The organism is Vibrio sp. 10N.261.55.C5 (assembly GCF_041470505.1).
Lineage (GTDB): Bacteria > Pseudomonadota > Gammaproteobacteria > Enterobacterales > Vibrionaceae > Vibrio > Vibrio crassostreae_C.
Genome location: NZ_JBFRMS010000039.1, coordinates 18,865 through 35,745, shown reverse-complemented (window position 1 = coordinate 35,745; position 16,881 = coordinate 18,865). Strand labels below are relative to the sequence as shown.

The following is a 16,881-nucleotide window of genomic DNA, read 5'->3' as shown; positions in this document are numbered from 1 at the left end:
ACTCGCGTTACTCTTCGCGGCTAAATAGTGCTTCAATGAAGTCTTTAGATTCAAATGGACGCAGGTCATCAATACCTTCACCCACACCAATGTAGCGGATTGGAATCTGGAACTGGTCAGCAATTGAGAAAATTACACCACCTTTCGCCGTACCATCTAGCTTAGTCAGTGTAATACCCGTAACTGGAGCCACTTCACTGAACAACTTCGCTTGGCTGATAGCATTCTGACCTGTACCGGCATCGAGCGTTAGCATGATTTCGTGTGGTGCAGAGTCATCAATCTTCTTCATTACACGAACAATCTTACGCAGTTCTTCCATCAAGTTGCTCTTGTTCTGCAAGCGACCTGCAGTATCGGCAATCACAACATCAACGCCACGCGCTTTCGCAGCTTCAATCGCATCGTAGATAACAGACGCACTGTCCGCACCTGTGTGCTGAGCAATAACTGGCACATCGTTACGCTGACCCCAAACCTGAAGCTGTTCAACGGCTGCAGCACGGAAGGTATCACCCGCAGCTAGCATCACTTTCTTGCCTTCATTTTGGAATTGTTTCGCCAGCTTACCGATCGTAGTTGTCTTACCTACACCGTTCACACCCACCATTAAGATAACGTAAGGTGTTTTAGTGGTATCAACAACCAGTGGCTGTTCCACTTGGCTTAAGATGTCTGCCATCTCTTCTTTGAGCAGACCATAAAGCGCTTCACCGTCTTTTAGGTCATTGCGAGATGCTTTTTCTGTCAGGTTTTCAATGATCTTAACCGTGGTATTCATACCCACGTCAGCAATCAGAAGTTGCTCTTCTAGCTCTTCAAACAGGTCTTCATCGATTTGCTTGCCTTTGAACAGACCAAAGAAACCAGCACCGATGTTTGCTTTAGTGCGGCTTAGGCTGCGCTTAAGACGAGCAAAGAAGCTTTCTGTCGGCTTCTCTTGTACTTCTTCAACCTTAGCTTGAGGAACTGCCACTTCTTCCTGTTCTGCTTCTGCTTCTGCTTCTGCTTCTGCTTCTGCTTCTGCTGCGACAGGTTGCTGCTCTTGTTGAGCTTCTTCAAGTGCTTGCTCAGATTCAGTTGGCTTAACTTGTTCAGCTTCAGGCGCGACCTGTTCAGCCTCAACTTGTGATTCAACTTCAGTTTGATCTTCAACGCTTTCTACGTTCGCTTCATTCTGAGTTTTTGGGCTTTGTTCTTCTTCACCAAAACCAAGCCACGATAATAATCCGCGCTTCTTTTTTTCCGTCATCAGAGGAGTTTCCTAGATCTACTAATTAGCTGTATTGACTTAATACACGTCGACTCTTTGCTATTGTTATACAATACAAGCTTGTACAAACGAATAGTAAAGAAAAATGACAAAGCAGTGATAAGTTTGCTTTTAGCTTGATACACTTTGTCATTGCAAATTTATTTAATACACGAACCCACTTAAATTGGGCTCGGTATAGTATCACTTTATTAGCGGTCAAAAAATCTATGGTAAGACGTCGCCAGCAAAACACATCACAAAAAAAGCCATCCGGAGGCTTTGTTCGAATTATTAGTGGCTCATGGAGAGGTAGAAAGCTGCCTGTTCATGATTTAGAAGGATTACGCCCAACCATTGACCGAGTAAAAGAAACACTCTTTAACTGGGTGGCTCAAGATATCCCACATTCAACTTGCTTGGATGTATTTGCCGGTTCTGGCGGTCTAGGTTTTGAAGCAGCTTCTCGCCAAGCCAAAATGGTGACACTGCTCGAAATGAATCAAAAGGCGGCTAAACAGCTTTCTGATAACGCGAAAGAGCTCAAGGCAGACAACATTAATGTCGTGAATACTGATGCTATCTCTTTCCTTAAGAAACCAGGCACTCCTTACGATATGGTTTTCCTTGATCCACCATTTCGCAAAGGCTTACTGGCAGAAACAGTACAACTGCTTGAGAGTAACGGTTGGCTTGCAGACAATGCCATCATTTACGTCGAGACAGAGAAAGAACTGAAACTCGAAGCTATGCCAGAGAACTGGGAATTGCATCGCGATAAGACCACCGGACAGTCAAGCTACCGACTGTTCAATCGAATTACTGAAGAATAGGAGTTATTGAATGAAGTTCTTGCTTCCACTAGCAAAAGCAGCCATCGCTTTTGTTTGGTTTATCTTGATCGTAAATATTTTCTACCCGTTCCCGGGTAATGCTGCGATTGCGCTTTATATCATGACAGCATTCTTGTTCTTCATGCACGGCCTGCAGATGCTGATTTTCATCGGTGCTTTCGGCGACAAGATCGAGATGTCACGTTGGGAGAAGTGGTCAATATTGATTTTCGGTGTCTTCGCCTTACTCGATATCCGACGCAAACACATGATGTAATCGAGCTTAAGCCCAGATATAAAACGCTTAGCTACAGAAAACATCATGACAGAAACAGTAGAGACAAAAACGCCGCTCATTTGAGCGGCGTTTTTTTATTCAGCAATGATATTGATGTTAGCCCATGTAGCCTTTCACACCATCGAGGAACATTTGCGTCGACAGCATGACCAACAACAAGCCCATCAAGCGTTCGGTGGCTTTAAGCCCTCTCTCTCCCAGCACTCGCAGGAAGAAACCATTAAACATCAGAATAAAGAAGGTCGCGCCCCAAGCCAGCATCACTGCGCCTGAAAGCTCTAACATGTTGTCAGGGTGCTGTGTCGACAACAGAATCAATGCAGCAATCACCGACGGTCCTGCAATCATAGGGATCGCCATCGGCACGATAAACGGTTCTTCACCCGCCGCTAGGCCGGTAATACTGCCCGCACTTGGGAAAATCATCTTAATCGCGATGATGAACAGAATAATACCGCCAGAAATGCTCAAGGTTTCAGGCTGCACGTGCAGGAAGTTCATGATGCTTTGACCGGCAAACAAGAACAACAGCAGGATAATCAGCGCAAACATCAGTTCACGAACAAGAACAATACGGCGACGCTTCGGATCAATATGCTTAAGGATAGAGAGCACGATTGGCAAGTTGCCAAGCGGGTCCATGATAAGAAACAGCATGGTTGCTGCAGATAAGATTTCCATAAGTTTGTCTCGAAAAGCGTAAGTGCGCGGAGTATAGCAGCCTCAACATTGATTTTCGAACGCAGTGATAAGCGGGTTAACTGATGCTTTTAAAAGGGGATGTTATAAGAAGGCAAATTAGCGAAAGCAGATTGAAAGGTAATGAAAAGAGTGGAGCCGAAACATGCACCCACTCTTTATTCACGAATAAAACAAGCCACTAAGAATTAGTGATTACACACACGTTCGCGGTCAGTGCAAAGCTTATCATCGACAACGACAACCTTTTCCATCTTCAAGAAAAACTTCAACAGGCTATCTAAATCCAGACCATTGAGCTTACAAGTATGGAAGCGAGCTTCTTCGCCATAGGTTTGAGCAAGCGCTAATGTTAGCTCTTCGCGAGTCAGTGGCTTTTCACTCAGTAGGGTTAAAACGTTGTGTGCATGAATTTCGGTAGTCATAACTCTATCTCATGTTTAATGAAGTAGACGTAGAGTACCTACTTTCATCTGAGCTGCCTTGATGTAGCTCAGAGTTAAGCGAGCTCTACTCTAAATGGTAAGGGAAGCAACAATGAGAGCGTGCGCCAGAAAGTAGCTGCCCGTCACCCAAAAGTAGGCACCCTTAATTGGGCTACGATAGAAATTTAGCGCGTACGCCAATGCTGAAAGCAGCAACACGGCACAACCGGCAAAACCGACCGCATGCGACAGTTGAGGATCAAGCAACCAGAGCTCACCAGAAGCCCATGCAAGCTGAATAAGCACGATACCCATGATAACGACAGGAAAGACGAGTTTGTCTAAGCGAGGTAGAAGTAAGAAGAAAGCAACGACACAAGCCGCCAAAAGCAGCGCGAACAACCACCAGACCATTTCTCCTGATAGCTGTAGCCAAAATGCTTTGCTGTAACAGAGCTGAGCCAGCAAGAAGCAAACAAAATGCAGAGGACGTTTTTGAGTAACAGCATGCAGGACATCTGCGATCGCAGAGACCGCCAACCCAGCAACGACCCAATAGGTAAAATCAGCAACGACAGATTGAGTTAAAGCAATGGTCGCTAATAATACATAGGTAAAAACCTTATACGATAAGGCCTGACCGATATGTCCATGTTTCGTTCCTGCTATTGCTCCGATACCAGATAAGGAAACCGCTAACCAACTCCACATACCACTTGCCCTATTGCTTTAAATCGTCGCCAGTCTAGGCACACGAGTGTTGATGTAAAGCCTCAGCCCCTCAAAATTGGATCTTGATTACGCTTCCACTAAAAAGAGTCTCTTTAGATTGAAGTCGTAACAATTACCACCATGACAATGGCCATTCGTTTAAAACTAGAACGAATCATCATAAAACCCATTCAAACTGGCATTAAAGTCGCCATACTTGAATTTTGGCCAATTCTAACCTATCGACCCCACCAAAACCGGCCTAATTCCGTAAAATACCACACTTAAAAAATTAAAATAACCACATTTAAAGTAAATAATAACAATAACTTAAATAAACAAACTCAAGATTAATAGGAAAATAAAAACGCCAACCAAGCCTAGACTTGTAAAGTAGCCAGTTTTCTTTTTTAACGCCCAGTTTTGTCAGGTTATTTCAAGCCTCCGGTAAAAATCGCCACAAAAACCAAGCCGAAAACTTAAAAAACCAACCAAAACCAACCTAGCCACCACCAACCTCTATTAATACAGTTTAACAACCTTTAACAATATAAATCACACAAAACAACCATTACAAAACAACAAGTTAAATCAAATTAGAACAAACATAAATCACAACGAACAAATTAAGAACACACCATAAAACACAGTTAAACACTGCCAAACAAGCCAAAAACTCATAGTTTTCTACTACTTTTAAAGCTTTCGAAAGTAATTCTTGATCTAAGGCCATAAGTAGTGCTATTCTTTAAAACATAGCGAGAGACAACCAAATTTAGGAGTAGTGTTATGATTTCATCTTCGCAAAGACAAGGACTTGTAATGATCGCGGTAGTTGTAGGTCTAATGACACTACCGATGATGTACTAAGCAAGTTACAGATAAAAAAAGGGACGCCATGAGCGTCCCTTTTTTTGTTCAATTTTTTCACTTCGAAAACAGATGCAGTGTTAGCACATCCCAGTTCGCGTAATAGAAACCTGCGGCAGCTAAAGTCATTGCCATCATCAGTAAGATCGCAACTCGCCAGATAAAACGACCACTACGTGGAGTCAGCTCCTTCTCACAGTCGTTACACATCATGATGAACTTATGTTGGTCTTCCAACTTAGCCTCATGTTCATTGACTACCTTATTACGACACGTTGCGATATAGCGCAGCTTGCTCACCATATCGTGCGGTAGCCTTTCTTCACAGCTTGTTACAAGCTCATGCAATCCTTCGCCTTCGGCATGATATTGAAGCCTCAATAATTTCTCTATATTGCGAGTTCTTGTCACCACTTTTTCAATATCGGTCATCTTAGCCCTCCCACTCCACACTATAATTCTAGTCGAGCATTTCCCTATTCTTATACAAAATCACTGTTATTTACGAGAGAAAGAGACAATAAATAACAATGCTTTATCCCAAACTGACCATTAAATGTGATGTCTGCCGAAAAATAATCAGCTTGGCTTACAACAGTTCACGAATAACGGCTTTAAACACATATCCCTATTGCCTGAAAGACTAGAATAACCATCACGACTACATGGAGGTTATATGCCTAATTCACTCTTTTTTGCCATCTTTGCTCTCGCTGCTCTAGCGGCTTGGGTATTTATTGGTTTCTATCGAAAACACTCGCAAGGTGAAAATGCGCCAGAGAAGAAAGTGAATGTCACGGTGTTAGACAAACAATCGATCGACCTTCCTGACGCAGAACCGGGCCAAGAAGATCAAGAGTACTGGATTTACGTTCAACGTGGTGTGGTTGGTCCGAAGCGAGAATTCCAAGTCGGCATCCACTATTTCCACGCCCTTAACCCTGGCGACAAAGGAACCTTAACCTACCAAGGCGATAAGTTCTTACACTTTGCGTTGAAGCGCTAAACGTCAGCCGCTTCAACTGTCGTCCCTAAGCAATCCATCAGAAAGCCTTAGCAATCACCGCTAAGGCAATAACCAACGCGTTTTCTCTGACTTAGACACCAACCAGCTCATCCATAATGCGCCAGCTCCGCTGATCACAATCCATAATGGAATAACCCATGCCGGATGTCCTTGGTACCAACCAAACTCTTTCATCGGCCACAAGAAAATCGGGTGCAGCAGGTAAATACCTAAGCTGTGCTTACTGATAAAGCCAACCACTTGGTTACTCTTCTCAGACAGGCCTTCACCATAGTAACGGCATACCATGAACACCATGCTCGCGGCTAATACGGTATTCAACGTTTTGTAAGATAGCCAGCGCCCTACCGTGTACTCTTCTGCTACCAAGCTTGCATCAACCACCATGTAAACCGTGGTTAGTAACGCGAGCCCACCCAGTAACACACTCACGCCAACGGTCATCTTGTTAAGTGGCACAATCTTATACAGCAAGTAACCCAATGGTAAGTAACCGGTGTACAACCACAATTCGTGACTCCAAGGGCCATCGATTTTCAGTAAGAACAGCAATGTTGTGAACAACCATACCGCCGTAAAGGCATAGACCGATCTATCACCGTACTTTCTAACCATGATCTGCAAGAACGGAATCACAAAATAGAGTGGGATGAAGTAATAGAAGAAACCAAGGTGGTAATAGGTGTAATGATGGTAGCTATTAAGCAACACGTCCCAACTGACGTCGGCATCAAAGCCCATTGCCGACCAGCCCGACAGATAGGTATAGAAAAGCGACCAGACAATGAAAGGTATCAGTACCTTGCCCAAACGACGCTTGAGGTAGTATTTGGCGTCAAACGGGCGCTGATCACTGAGCATCAGTGCGCCAGTAATCAAAATGAACACAGGTACTGCCCAGCGGCTGAAACCGTTTACCGTAATGGCAGTAAGCCATTCACCGAAAGGAATAGTGCCCAACTCATTGCGATAAGGCGCCAAAACATGAATCGCGATAACCGCTACGGCCGCGACACATCGTGCTAAATCAAAAAAGAGAATTCGCTGCTTCATGTAAATGCCTGATTAATATTCAATCATTCTACTATAGCAATAAAAAAGCTGACCGGAATAAATACCAAGTCAGCTTAGTGTTAAAGGAGATACTTATCGCGAATTTAGCTCATACGACTCTAGCTTCTGCGACTTGAGCTCTCACAAATGAGGCTCATGTGGCTGAAGCTTATGCCGCTGAAATTTGCGGCAATTTCGGTAAACGCAGAGAGATCACCGTCGTTATCGCCAAGAATGCGAAGGAAACCCACAGACACGCAGACAAACCTGCCATTTGGAATACCAAGCCCGACAATATCGTGCCAATCAAACGGCCCATCGCGTTTGCCATGTAGTAGAAACCGACATCAAGAGAAACGCCATCGCCTTTCGCATAACTCACAATCAAATATGAGTGAAGTGATGAGTTCACCGCAAAGATGACACCAAACACCATCAAGCCACCGATAATAACTAACTCGGGTTGCCAGCCAATCTGTACCGCATAAGCGATAGCAGCGGTCACTATAGCCAGCGCCCCCGCCCATAATAGCGCGGCATGGCCATCTGGCACCTTACCTTGAGCTTTACCAGTAATCTTCGGCGCTATGCCCTGTACAAAGCCATAAGCGATAGTCCAAGCAGCTAAGAAACCGCCAACCCATGAGTGATCCCAACCAAACACACTGCCTAGGTAAATCGGCAAAGCAATCACAAACCACACATCACGAGCGCCAAACAGGAACATACGTGCTGCGGATAGGATGTTGATGGATTCAGACTTAGAGAAGATCTGTTTGAACTTAGGCTTGGTTTTCGCTTTGCCCATGTCCGCTTCTAAGCTCAACACACTGCCAACGAAGACCAATGCCAACACGGCTGCCATCGCGAGCACGGCGTATTGGAAGCCAATCGTTGAAAGCAGTAAACCACCAATAAAGAAGCCTGCCCCTTTAAGCGCATTCTTAGATCCGGTCAGAATCGCAATCCACTTATAAAGCGCGCCTTGTTGTTCATCAGGAACCAGAGTCTTAATTGAGCTCTTGGCACTCATCTTATTGAGGTCTTTAGCGATACCAGACAAGGCTTGCGCCGCCATGACCCAAGGAATGGTCAGCATTGCCGTTGGCACCGCGAGCATACCCAAGGCGACGACTTGCATGCCTAACCCAATGTTCATGGTCTTATTGAGGCCAAGACGCGCCCCTAACCAGCCACCGATTAGGTTAGTCACCACACCAAAGAATTCATAGAAAAGGAACAGTGAGGCGATTTCTAACGAACTGTAGCCAAGGTCGTAAAAATACAGAACCACCAACATGCGAAGTGCACCATCAGTAATGGTGAAGTTCCAGTAGTTAAAAGTCACCAACATGTATTGGCGAACGCTCTTACTTAGATTTGAAAACATAACGCTATCTCTGCAATCTAAACAAAAAGAGCTTTTGGATCATGATAAGTTCAACACTCCAGATACCAAAAGCTCCCTGTCTAACACTGATGACTATTAGCTATTCGCTACGCCATTAATGTATTCAACCTGGATAGGTTTAGTGAAGGCACCTGGACGCAGTGCCTGCACCTCTTGAACTACCTTGCTCAAATCCCAGCCTTTTTCTAACAGTAGGTGAGCTGCGAACAAACCAGTGCGACCAGAGCCGCCCATACAATGCATTGCAACCTTGCCGCCGTTATCGACGATGTTATGTAGCTCAGGGCTAGCTGCTTGCCACTTCGCAGCAAAACCAGCACCTGGTGCACAGTCGTCTTCAATTTCGATCTGGAACCATTGCATACCTAACGCACGTGTTTTTTCACCAAGTGCCGCCACGTCTTTGCTTGCAAGCTCATGGTCATCAAGTGCTGTCACGATAGCTTCAACGCCTTGCTCTTTTAGCTGAGCCAGTGATGCATCAAGCGTTGCTTCTTTTGTACCTGGGCATGGAGTCAGGATTAGCGCACCTTGCTCTAGGTCTAGTTGCCATGTTGGATGTGTCATTATATCTTCTCCAGATTCTTAATTAAGCAAGGCCAACGGTACGAACTAGCTCAGCGGTACGTGTCGCGTAACCCATCTCGTTGTCGTACCAAGCGTAAATCTTAACCATGCGCTTACCGACCAACATCGTTGATAGTGCATCCACGATTGTTGAGCGTTGGTCGCCTTTGTAATCGATAGAAACCAGTGGACGCTCTTCAAAGCCAAGAATGCCTTTTAGTTCATTCTGAGACGCTTCTTTCAGCATCGCGTTAACTTCTTCTACCGTGGTGTCTTGCTTCACTTCGAAGATGATGTCAGTCAGAGAAGCATTCGCTAGAGGTACGCGAACTGCGTGGCCGTTGATGCGGTTTTCAAGCTCTGGGAAGATCTCAACAATCGCCTTAGCGCTACCCGTTGTTGTTGGGATAAGGCTCATGCCACATGCACGTGCACGGCGTAAGTCTTTATGGGGCGCATCAAGAATAGTTTGCGTGTTAGTTAGATCGTGAATAGTGGTGAAGGCTGCGTTCTCGATACCAAGCTTCTCGTTGATCACCTTAACCACTGGCGCGATACAGTTCGTTGTACAAGACGCTGCCGTTACGATTTTGTGTACCGCAGGGTCGAAGATATTGTCATTCACACCAACAACGATGTTTGCGATGCCTTCTTCTTTCACTGGCGCCGATACCACAACGCGCTTCACGCCTTGCTCTAGGTATTTGTTTAGGAAAGAAGTCTTACGGTGAACACCGGTCGCTTCGATAACCACATCGCAGCCAGACCAATCGATCGCATCGATGTCGCGCTCTTGTGTGGTTTTGATGCGCTGACCGTTGATGATCATCTCATCGCCTTCTGCAGTTACTTCGTGGTGAAAGCGACCTTGAACTGAATCAAATTCTAGAAGGTGGGCCAGTGTTGTTGTGTCGCCAGCAACATCGTTAATTTGAACAAATTCTAGCTCATCCCAATCGAATGCTGCGCGAAGCGCTAGACGGCCGATACGACCAAAACCATTAATACCTACTTTGACTGTCATTTTCTGTTCTCTCAGTTAATTGCCTTCATATTTGAAGCCGCAGCGTTGTTGACTACGTTCACTTACCGGAGCGCCGGCCGCCCTAATTACATAGAGCCACTATGCTCATAGGGATAAGTTCACTTGTCGCCTAGCTGCAACTACAACTATTTCGGCATTAAGTTTTAATGTATTTAAACGCAACATACTGGGCGTGAGTTCATCGACTCTAAGCGCTCAATATCTTGCTGGTATTCAGTTTTCAAACAGTTCGATGCAATAAGGTCGTCAATTAACTTTAGCATCCAACCTGGTAAATCTTGTGACAGGCGGTAAAACACCCACTGCCCCTGGCGAACATCAGTCAAAACACCGTTTGAACGCAGCTGCGCAAGATGGCGTGAAACCTTTGGCTGACTTTCTTGCAATGCCTGAGTCAACTCACCAACCGATAAGCACTCATTGCGAACTATCAACATTAAGCAACGCACTCGCGTTTCATCGGACAGTAATTTAAAAAATTGGTGAGGAAGCATAAAAACATACTCATATATGGATATGCACATATCTTAGATATAAAAAAAAGCACGTCAAGGCGTGCGTTTCAATTGTCATAAAAGTTTAACGAAGAAATATCAGAGCTTGTTGGTCACGGTATGGCTCCAACGGCGCGCTTCAGTAAGCTCCGTTTTAACCTGATCCACGCTTAATCCTAAATCGGCGCAGTGCTCATCAATCTGTTGCCAATCGGCATGCTCAAAGCTCTCTTCAAGTGCGAGCAAGGTACCATATGGCCCTTCTCTACGTAATAGAGCAACCTTGATACTTTTACACAGCGGCAACTGCTCGACTAAGTTATCTAACGACAAGTCCAACAGAGCATCCAACAAGGAGAATAAGCCAATCATAAAGGCCTGTTCTCTATACCCTTCAAATGCCTGATAGCGAGACATACGCTGACAAAACTGAGCACGCTGTAGAGACAATCCATACAGCTCTTTAGGCTTTTTATCGGACACATAAGAGGCGACGGCTAACGAGACAAACATTTTCAGTTTCTCTTGACCTAGATATACCAAAGCCTGACGAAAAGAAGAGATGGTAACTTCAAGGCGCGGCGACATAGTATTCACAAAACGCAGCAGCTTATATGAGAGCGCCACATCTTTCGCGACAATGCTCTCCACCCGTTGAAAGTCCACATCGGGCTTACACACTTCTTGAAACAGCTCCATAGCAATCACTTGCTCAGGGCTAATGTATTTACTCTTGATGATTTCCGGTTTATTGAAAAAGTAACCTTGGAAAAACTTAAAGCCAGCCTCTTTGGCTTGCTGGAATTCTTGTTCGGTCTCAACGCGCTCCGCCAAAAAGCTAAACTTTTTCCCTTGATGCGCCCTAACTAAATCACACGCTTCATCCAAACCCATCTGCATAATATCGAGCTTTACGATATGCGTGTATTTAAGGAAACGTTCCCATTCTGGGGTCGAAGTAAAATCATCTAGGGCAATCATGTAACCCGCTTGGTAAAGGTCTTTAACCGCTTCCAACAATTCATCTGTTGGTTTACAGGTTTCCAGAATCTCTACCACCACCTTATCTTTCGGCAAACTTAAGGGCAGTCGACGAATCAAACTTTGATAAGGGAAGTTGATAAAGCAGCGTGAAGATGGAATAGAAGGGTTAAGACCAACAGACAAGAAGTTCTCAACAATCAGACGATACGTTGCTCGATTAGACTCAATATGCGCTGGGTACGCATTCTTTTCTCCATCGCGAAATAACAACTCATAGCCGAGTGTATTCCTCTTGCGATTTAAGATAGGTTGTCGAGCAACGTATGTAGCGGTCATTTCTTGATAACTCTGATTGGTTTAACTATAACTCAGTCGCTTAATCTAAGCTTTCGCGGCAGCTAGCAAGGCACCGCAACCCATGAACATACCACCAAATATTTTATTTATCTTACCCATTATGCGATCAGAGCGAATAAAACGTCCCATTTGTGACGCTAATGAGGTGTAAGCCAACATAACAACGCTATCAATGAATACTGTCGTCACACCTAGCACTAATAACTGAGGTGCTTGAGGTTGTGTAGGGTCAATAAACTGAGGAAACAAAGCCACCAAAAACACGATTGATTTCGGGTTAGTTAGGTTGATAAGCACAGCGTTTCTCAGCAGTTTGCCACTCGACAGAGTAGAGCTTTCTTCAGATGCTACTAGGCTCGATCTATCACGCCACTTTTGAATACCTAACCAAAGTAAGTACACCACGCCGACCCACTTAATGATGGTGAACGCCAACGCAGACTTAGCAACGAGTGCACCGATACCCGCGCCCACCAGCATAATGTGACACGCAAGACCAAGCTGTAAGCCAACAATTGATGCGAGTGACTTTTTAGTGCCATAGCTAAGCCCATTACTGATTGAGTTAACGGTACCCGAGCCCGGAGCCAAGCTAAACAAAATCGCTGTGACAACATAAGCAAGCCAGACATGAGTATCCATTTGCATTTCCTTACTAGTTCTTTAATCTAACAACATTAGTAGCAATAAAGCTCTCACACGCATCAGTTCAGGTAATTTCCCATGGAAAACCACAGCGAAGCCACCTTCCCTTACACTCAAGAACCTCAGTTCGATCATGCGATTAAACACCCGATCAACGCTCTTTGGCAACAAAGAAAAGAGGGGTATTTAACATCGTCTGGTAAAAAGAAACTGTACTGGTGCAGCCTCACCTCAGAAAAGCACAGCAAAGCTATTGTGATTTCAAATGGCCGTATCGAATGCTGCCAAAAATACCAAGAAATCTTTTATGATTTTTATCAACAAGGCTATGACGTTTATTCATTTGACCACCGAGGTCAAGGCCAGTCTGAACGTATGGTAACAGACTCTGACATTGGTCACATTCATGAGTTTGATGATTATGCATCTGACATGTCTGACGTCATTGCCAGTTTTGATCTCAGTAAGTATTCCAATCGCTACCTGCTCGCACACTCAATGGGCAGCACCATAGCCACTCGCTACCTACAAACCCATCCAGACCACCCGTTTGATAAGGTGACTCTGTGCGCTCCGATGTTTGGTATCAATACCGAGTGGTACCTGAAACCTATCGCGATGATCGTTGGACAAGTGCTTACCGCTTTTTATGCCAAGCCAACTTACGCGCCGGGCCAGCAAGCATATTATTCGAAGCCTTTTGAAAACAACTTACTCAGCCACAGTAAGGTTCGCTATCAGTGGTTCCGTCGCTTATATGACGAGTCTCCATCTTTGCAGGTGGGTGGACCAAGCACGCGTTGGGTGTGGCAAGGGTTAATGGCCGCCAAGCAAGCAATTCAACAAACTCGTCAAATCAAGATCCCTCTGCTATTGATTCAAGCTGGGGATGAAAAGATTGTCAGTAACAGTGCTCAAGTAAAGTTCATCTCTAAGCTGAAGAAAACCAACTCTGATTGTCAGTTTAAGTTGATTGAGGGTTCTAGGCATGAGGTGTTGTTTGAGCAGGATGAATATCGCAATCAAACACTGGATGCGATCAATCAGTTTTTCGCCTAGAGCTAATAGGCTAAGCAACCTACCAAGAAAATAAGCGCTAAAGAGGAAGAGAAGTAAGTGAGCTTTGCCCTCTTTTCTTGCATGAATTTGGCATACAATTTCTACCTAGAGATATTGTAGTTAAAACGATTCTAGCGCTGGCTAGCGTCAATATTGGTTAAGCATTTTGCAATGAGGGTTAAATGAGTATTCCTGCACTAAAAGATTCCGTGAAAATTGTTGCTTCTGATTTAGATGGTACGCTTTTGGCTCCCAACCATCAGCTAAGCGACTTTACCAAGCTAACGCTTAAGAAATTACACGACCAAGGTTATACCTTCATCTTCGCTACGGGTCGTCACCACGTCGATGTGGCGGGTATTCGTCAGATAGCAGGTATTCCGGCGTACATGATCACTTCAAACGGTGCACGCGTGCATGACCAAAACGATCAACTGATGTATAGCCAGAACGTACCTCAGGAACTCGTTCAGCCAGTTATTGATATTGTGCGCCAAGATCCAAACCTCTTTATTCACATGTACCAGAATGAAGATTGGTTACTAGACCGTGAAGATGAAATGTTGGCTAAATTCCACAGTGAGTCTGGCTTTAGCTACAAGCGCTTTGAAGCTGAAAACGCACCAAGCGAAGGCATCGCGAAAGTCTTCTTCACACATCCAGAACAAGACCACGAATATCTCGTCACGTTTGAACAAAAGCTAAGAGATGCTTTTGGCGACAAACTGAACATCGCCTTCTCTACACCTTGGTGTCTGGAAGTGATGGCCGCTGAAGTCTCTAAAGGCCACGCTCTAGACGCTGTTGCAAAATCACTAAACCTGACTCTGGATAACTGTGTTGCCTTTGGTGATGGCATGAACGACGCTGAAATGCTGGCTATGGCGGGTAAAGGTCTAATCATGGGTACATCACATGAGAAAGTGATGAAAGCACTACCTGACAATGAAGTGATTGGCAGTAACGCAGACGATGCCGTTGCTCACTACCTAGAAAAGCATCTGCTCTAATCTCGCTCGTTGAACAGATCTGAATAAATAAAAAGGCAGCCAACTGGCTGCCTTTTTTGAACCTTAGGTAAAAAGCTCTCTCTAACGCTATCGAGAACCTAACACTTCTTTGCTTAAGATTGCCTGCCACTCTTGTTCGGTAACCGGCATGATCGATAAGCGATTACCGCGTTTCACCAAGGGCATTTCGGAGAGTTCAGGCATGGCTTTAAGCGTAACCAAAGGAATCAAGCGCTCAGTCAATCGCACAAACTCGACATCCACCATGATCCAGCGTGGGTTATCGGGTGAAGACTTAGGATCGTAGTAATCACTCTCAGGGTCGAACTGAAAGTGGTCTGGGTAGGCTTCTCTGGTTACTTTAGCGATCCCCGCTACGCCAACTTTTTTACATGATGAGTGGTATATCATCACCAGATCGCCAAGCTTGACGTCATCACGCATCATGTTTCGAGCCTGATAGTTGCGTACACCCTCCCAACAAGAGGTTTTTTGTACTCTAAGAGTCTGAATAGAGAAGGTGTCGGGTTCTGTTTTAAATAACCAATATGCCATAATAAATCCAATTAACGGTTGCTCCGAGGAAGATATAACATGAAGGTAATGAAAAACCCAGTGACATGGCTAGTCGCGTTCGCTCTACAAGGCTGTGTTACGGCACCTGATACGCCGCAACAACCTGAACAGCCCCCAGCAAACTTGGATGAGCCACTGAGCATTCAACCGCAAACCTTCATCATGCGTGGTCAGGTGGTGGTTGGCCATGAAAGCCGAACCTTCACTCCTTGCGGTAGCCAACAACAATACTGGTTAGACTTATCTCCAGAGTTAGCGTTAGAAGCACAAGGGCTCTCAACGAGACCTTACCAAGCCTTATATGGCGAGCTGATTGGTCACCTAACCGTGCCGAGCCAAACGGGTTATAACGCAGATTTCACAGCGCGTTTCGTGGTTGACCAAGTGAACATCCTAACCGCAGAGAACCCAGATCGCTGCGTCCAACCGCTGCGCTCAACACGAGTATTTGGTAATGAACCCTTCTGGTCAGCAACCTTCGATAAAGACCAGCTGAAATACACCAAGATGGGCGAACAGCCACAGACCCTCGATATTGAATCAAGCCGCACCACATCGAGCAGCCGTGACTACCAATTAGAAGGTAAAGCTGCACAAGGCAAACTCAACCTTACGAAAGAGAGCTGTAGCGACGGCATGAGCGATTCTATCTATGGATGGCATGCCAAGCTTAACCTCAATGACAGTAACTACAATGGCTGTGCGACGGTCTCTAACCAAGATCCAACGCTGGACTGGAGCGGACTCTACTTCGCTAGCTCAACGCAAAACTCAGGGTTCTCTATCAACCTTGAACTCAACAATGACCACAGTGCTATCACGACTTATTCATACAGCAATGGAGACCCTTCTATTGTTGAACAAGGCTTCTGGCAGCAACTGAACCAAAATCAGGTACAAGTGGTTATGACTCGCCACCAGCAACAATATTTGATCTCCGAGCGCATCTTCACACTCGATAATGGAAAGCTAATCGCTGAAAAAGAGAAAGTGGGCAACGTGGTGTATCCGATTGCCAATGGCGGTCTGGTGCTATTCGAAGCTAAGAGTGCGCAAGCACAAGTAAACACCACCACTAACGTTGATCTAACCGCAAAGCAGGTGAACTCCAGCGATCAACTTGATCCAAAAGTCGACCAAGCGATCCGCGAATACTTTAAGATCAACAACAGCTCACCTGACGACACTAAATACCGCTGGTTAACCTACGACCTCAACGGCGACGGTAAAGAAGAGCTGTTCGCCCAACTCGATTGGTGTGGTTCTGGTGGCTGTACACTGCTAATTTTCGAAAACCATCAAGATAACTGGCGCTTCAATAGCCGAGTGACACTGGTTAAGGGCGACATACGCTTAGGTAAATCGCAAAACCACGGCTGGCAGGATCTGATCTTCAATGTCAGTGGCGGCGGTGCAACACCGGCGAAACATACACTTTCATACTCTGGTGTCAGCTACCCGCTAAACCCAAGTGTCGCTCCAGTTGCAGATGATGCTGATATCAGCGACGTGGTTTTGTTTGCTGATGGTATCTCACCCGCACAAAGTGGAGTTAAGTTGTAAAC

General features: G+C 45.2%; 19 protein-coding genes. 6 read left to right on the top strand and 13 right to left on the bottom strand.

What is annotated here, in order from left to right:
- Positions 1-7: 7 nt before the first annotated feature.
- Positions 8-1,252 carry a signal recognition particle-docking protein FtsY gene (ftsY, locus tag AB4263_RS15385; protein WP_102321184.1) on the bottom strand — a complete coding sequence of 415 codons (1,245 nt, stop codon included), beginning with the start codon at positions 1,250-1,252 and terminating at the stop codon, positions 8-10.
- Positions 1,253-1,482: 230 nt separating this feature from the next.
- Here ftsY and rsmD point away from each other — a divergent pair, with 230 nt between their 5' ends.
- Entirely contained in the window at positions 1,483-2,085 is a 603-nt protein-coding gene (rsmD, locus tag AB4263_RS15380; protein WP_017061036.1) for a 16S rRNA (guanine(966)-N(2))-methyltransferase RsmD, read from the top strand.
- Positions 2,086-2,095: 10 nt separating this feature from the next.
- Entirely contained in the window at positions 2,096-2,362 is a 267-nt protein-coding gene (locus tag AB4263_RS15375) for a DUF1145 domain-containing protein (RefSeq protein WP_016784000.1), read from the top strand.
- Positions 2,363-2,479: 117 nt separating this feature from the next.
- On the opposite strand, the gene AB4263_RS15370 is transcribed toward AB4263_RS15375, so the two are convergent.
- The 4 genes from AB4263_RS15370 to AB4263_RS15355 form a co-directional block, all read right to left on the bottom strand.
- Positions 2,480-3,064 (bottom strand): YhgN family NAAT transporter, encoded by a 585-nt coding sequence (locus AB4263_RS15370; RefSeq protein WP_372098461.1) that lies wholly within the window; start codon positions 3,062-3,064, stop codon positions 2,480-2,482.
- Positions 3,065-3,270: 206 nt separating this feature from the next.
- On the bottom strand, positions 3,271-3,507 hold the full coding sequence (locus AB4263_RS15365) for a YecH family metal-binding protein (protein WP_372098460.1): 237 nt from the start codon (positions 3,505-3,507) through the stop codon (positions 3,271-3,273).
- 90 nt (positions 3,508-3,597) lie between these two features.
- Positions 3,598-4,218 (bottom strand): lysoplasmalogenase, encoded by a 621-nt coding sequence (locus AB4263_RS15360; RefSeq protein ID WP_372098459.1) that lies wholly within the window; start codon positions 4,216-4,218, stop codon positions 3,598-3,600.
- 927 nt (positions 4,219-5,145) lie between these two features.
- Positions 5,146-5,520 carry a hypothetical protein gene (locus tag AB4263_RS15355; RefSeq protein WP_004736595.1) on the bottom strand — a complete coding sequence of 125 codons (375 nt, stop codon included), beginning with the start codon at positions 5,518-5,520 and terminating at the stop codon, positions 5,146-5,148.
- A 244-nt stretch (positions 5,521-5,764) separates the two neighbouring features.
- Between AB4263_RS15355 and AB4263_RS15350 the strand changes: the two genes are divergently transcribed.
- Positions 5,765-6,094, top strand: coding sequence for a DUF2500 domain-containing protein (locus AB4263_RS15350; protein WP_017061032.1), 330 nt, complete (start codon positions 5,765-5,767; stop codon positions 6,092-6,094).
- Between the two features lie 60 nt (positions 6,095-6,154).
- Here the strand turns inward: AB4263_RS15350 and AB4263_RS15345 are convergent, their stop codons facing one another.
- The 7 genes from AB4263_RS15345 to rhtB form a co-directional block, all read right to left on the bottom strand.
- Positions 6,155-7,168 carry an acyltransferase gene (locus AB4263_RS15345; RefSeq protein ID WP_017061031.1) on the bottom strand — a complete coding sequence of 338 codons (1,014 nt, stop codon included), beginning with the start codon at positions 7,166-7,168 and terminating at the stop codon, positions 6,155-6,157.
- A 169-nt stretch (positions 7,169-7,337) separates the two neighbouring features.
- Positions 7,338-8,558 (bottom strand): organoarsenical effux MFS transporter ArsJ, encoded by a 1,221-nt coding sequence (gene arsJ, locus AB4263_RS15340; RefSeq protein ID WP_372098458.1) that lies wholly within the window; start codon positions 8,556-8,558, stop codon positions 7,338-7,340.
- A gap of 96 nt (positions 8,559-8,654) precedes the next feature.
- Complete coding sequence (locus AB4263_RS15335; RefSeq protein ID WP_372051976.1) at positions 8,655-9,146, bottom strand: cyclin-dependent kinase inhibitor 3 family protein; 492 nt, start codon at positions 9,144-9,146, stop codon at positions 8,655-8,657.
- Positions 9,147-9,168: 22 nt separating this feature from the next.
- Entirely contained in the window at positions 9,169-10,170 is a 1,002-nt protein-coding gene (locus AB4263_RS15330; RefSeq protein ID WP_372098457.1) for an ArsJ-associated glyceraldehyde-3-phosphate dehydrogenase, read from the bottom strand.
- 173 nt (positions 10,171-10,343) lie between these two features.
- Positions 10,344-10,685 (bottom strand): metalloregulator ArsR/SmtB family transcription factor, encoded by a 342-nt coding sequence (locus AB4263_RS15325; RefSeq protein ID WP_017061026.1) that lies wholly within the window; start codon positions 10,683-10,685, stop codon positions 10,344-10,346.
- A 99-nt stretch (positions 10,686-10,784) separates the two neighbouring features.
- The gene (locus tag AB4263_RS15320) at positions 10,785-12,005 is read right to left on the bottom strand and encodes an EAL and HDOD domain-containing protein (RefSeq protein ID WP_017061025.1); all 1,221 of its coding nucleotides are present in this window, start codon (positions 12,003-12,005) and stop codon (positions 10,785-10,787) included.
- 45 nt (positions 12,006-12,050) lie between these two features.
- Complete coding sequence (gene rhtB / locus AB4263_RS15315) at positions 12,051-12,668, bottom strand: homoserine/homoserine lactone efflux protein (protein ID WP_372098456.1); 618 nt, start codon at positions 12,666-12,668, stop codon at positions 12,051-12,053.
- 81 nt (positions 12,669-12,749) lie between these two features.
- Between rhtB and AB4263_RS15310 the strand changes: the two genes are divergently transcribed.
- Positions 12,750-13,730: an alpha/beta fold hydrolase gene (locus tag AB4263_RS15310; protein WP_229648281.1), complete on the top strand. Its 981-nt coding sequence runs from the start codon at positions 12,750-12,752 to the stop codon at positions 13,728-13,730.
- 182 nt (positions 13,731-13,912) lie between these two features.
- On the top strand, positions 13,913-14,740 hold the full coding sequence (locus AB4263_RS15305) for a Cof-type HAD-IIB family hydrolase (protein ID WP_017061022.1): 828 nt from the start codon (positions 13,913-13,915) through the stop codon (positions 14,738-14,740).
- An 87-nt stretch (positions 14,741-14,827) separates the two neighbouring features.
- On the opposite strand, the gene AB4263_RS15300 is transcribed toward AB4263_RS15305, so the two are convergent.
- Positions 14,828-15,295 carry an EVE domain-containing protein gene (locus AB4263_RS15300; RefSeq protein WP_372051979.1) on the bottom strand — a complete coding sequence of 156 codons (468 nt, stop codon included), beginning with the start codon at positions 15,293-15,295 and terminating at the stop codon, positions 14,828-14,830.
- Positions 15,296-15,334: 39 nt separating this feature from the next.
- On the opposite strand from AB4263_RS15300, the gene AB4263_RS15295 reads away from it, so the two are divergent.
- Complete coding sequence (locus AB4263_RS15295) at positions 15,335-16,879, top strand: COG3650 family protein (RefSeq protein ID WP_017061020.1); 1,545 nt, start codon at positions 15,335-15,337, stop codon at positions 16,877-16,879.
- Positions 16,880-16,881 lie beyond the last annotated feature (2 nt).

Coding starts and splice junctions, on each gene's coding strand:
- AB4263_RS15345 (WP_017061031.1), bottom strand. CDS start 7,168: ATGAAGCAGCGAATTCTCTTTTTTGATTTAGCACGATGTGTCGCGGCC.
- ftsY (WP_102321184.1), bottom strand. CDS start 1,252: ATGACGGAAAAAAAGAAGCGCGGATTATTATCGTGGCTTGGTTTTGGT.
- AB4263_RS15310 (WP_229648281.1), top strand. CDS start 12,750: ATGGAAAACCACAGCGAAGCCACCTTCCCTTACACTCAAGAACCTCAG.
- AB4263_RS15325 (WP_017061026.1), bottom strand. CDS start 10,685: ATGCTTCCTCACCAATTTTTTAAATTACTGTCCGATGAAACGCGAGTG.
- AB4263_RS15365 (WP_372098460.1), bottom strand. CDS start 3,507: ATGACTACCGAAATTCATGCACACAACGTTTTAACCCTACTGAGTGAA.
- AB4263_RS15320 (WP_017061025.1), bottom strand. CDS start 12,005: ATGACCGCTACATACGTTGCTCGACAACCTATCTTAAATCGCAAGAGG.
- AB4263_RS15330 (WP_372098457.1), bottom strand. CDS start 10,170: ATGACAGTCAAAGTAGGTATTAATGGTTTTGGTCGTATCGGCCGTCTA.
- AB4263_RS15295 (WP_017061020.1), top strand. CDS start 15,335: ATGAAGGTAATGAAAAACCCAGTGACATGGCTAGTCGCGTTCGCTCTA.
- arsJ (WP_372098458.1), bottom strand. CDS start 8,558: ATGTTTTCAAATCTAAGTAAGAGCGTTCGCCAATACATGTTGGTGACT.
- AB4263_RS15355 (WP_004736595.1), bottom strand. CDS start 5,520: ATGACCGATATTGAAAAAGTGGTGACAAGAACTCGCAATATAGAGAAA.
- AB4263_RS15375 (WP_016784000.1), top strand. CDS start 2,096: ATGAAGTTCTTGCTTCCACTAGCAAAAGCAGCCATCGCTTTTGTTTGG.
- AB4263_RS15335 (WP_372051976.1), bottom strand. CDS start 9,146: ATGACACATCCAACATGGCAACTAGACCTAGAGCAAGGTGCGCTAATC.
- AB4263_RS15305 (WP_017061022.1), top strand. CDS start 13,913: ATGAGTATTCCTGCACTAAAAGATTCCGTGAAAATTGTTGCTTCTGAT.
- AB4263_RS15350 (WP_017061032.1), top strand. CDS start 5,765: ATGCCTAATTCACTCTTTTTTGCCATCTTTGCTCTCGCTGCTCTAGCG.
- rhtB (WP_372098456.1), bottom strand. CDS start 12,668: ATGGATACTCATGTCTGGCTTGCTTATGTTGTCACAGCGATTTTGTTT.
- AB4263_RS15370 (WP_372098461.1), bottom strand. CDS start 3,064: ATGGAAATCTTATCTGCAGCAACCATGCTGTTTCTTATCATGGACCCG.
- AB4263_RS15300 (WP_372051979.1), bottom strand. CDS start 15,295: ATGGCATATTGGTTATTTAAAACAGAACCCGACACCTTCTCTATTCAG.
- AB4263_RS15360 (WP_372098459.1), bottom strand. CDS start 4,218: ATGTGGAGTTGGTTAGCGGTTTCCTTATCTGGTATCGGAGCAATAGCA.
- rsmD (WP_017061036.1), top strand. CDS start 1,483: ATGGTAAGACGTCGCCAGCAAAACACATCACAAAAAAAGCCATCCGGA.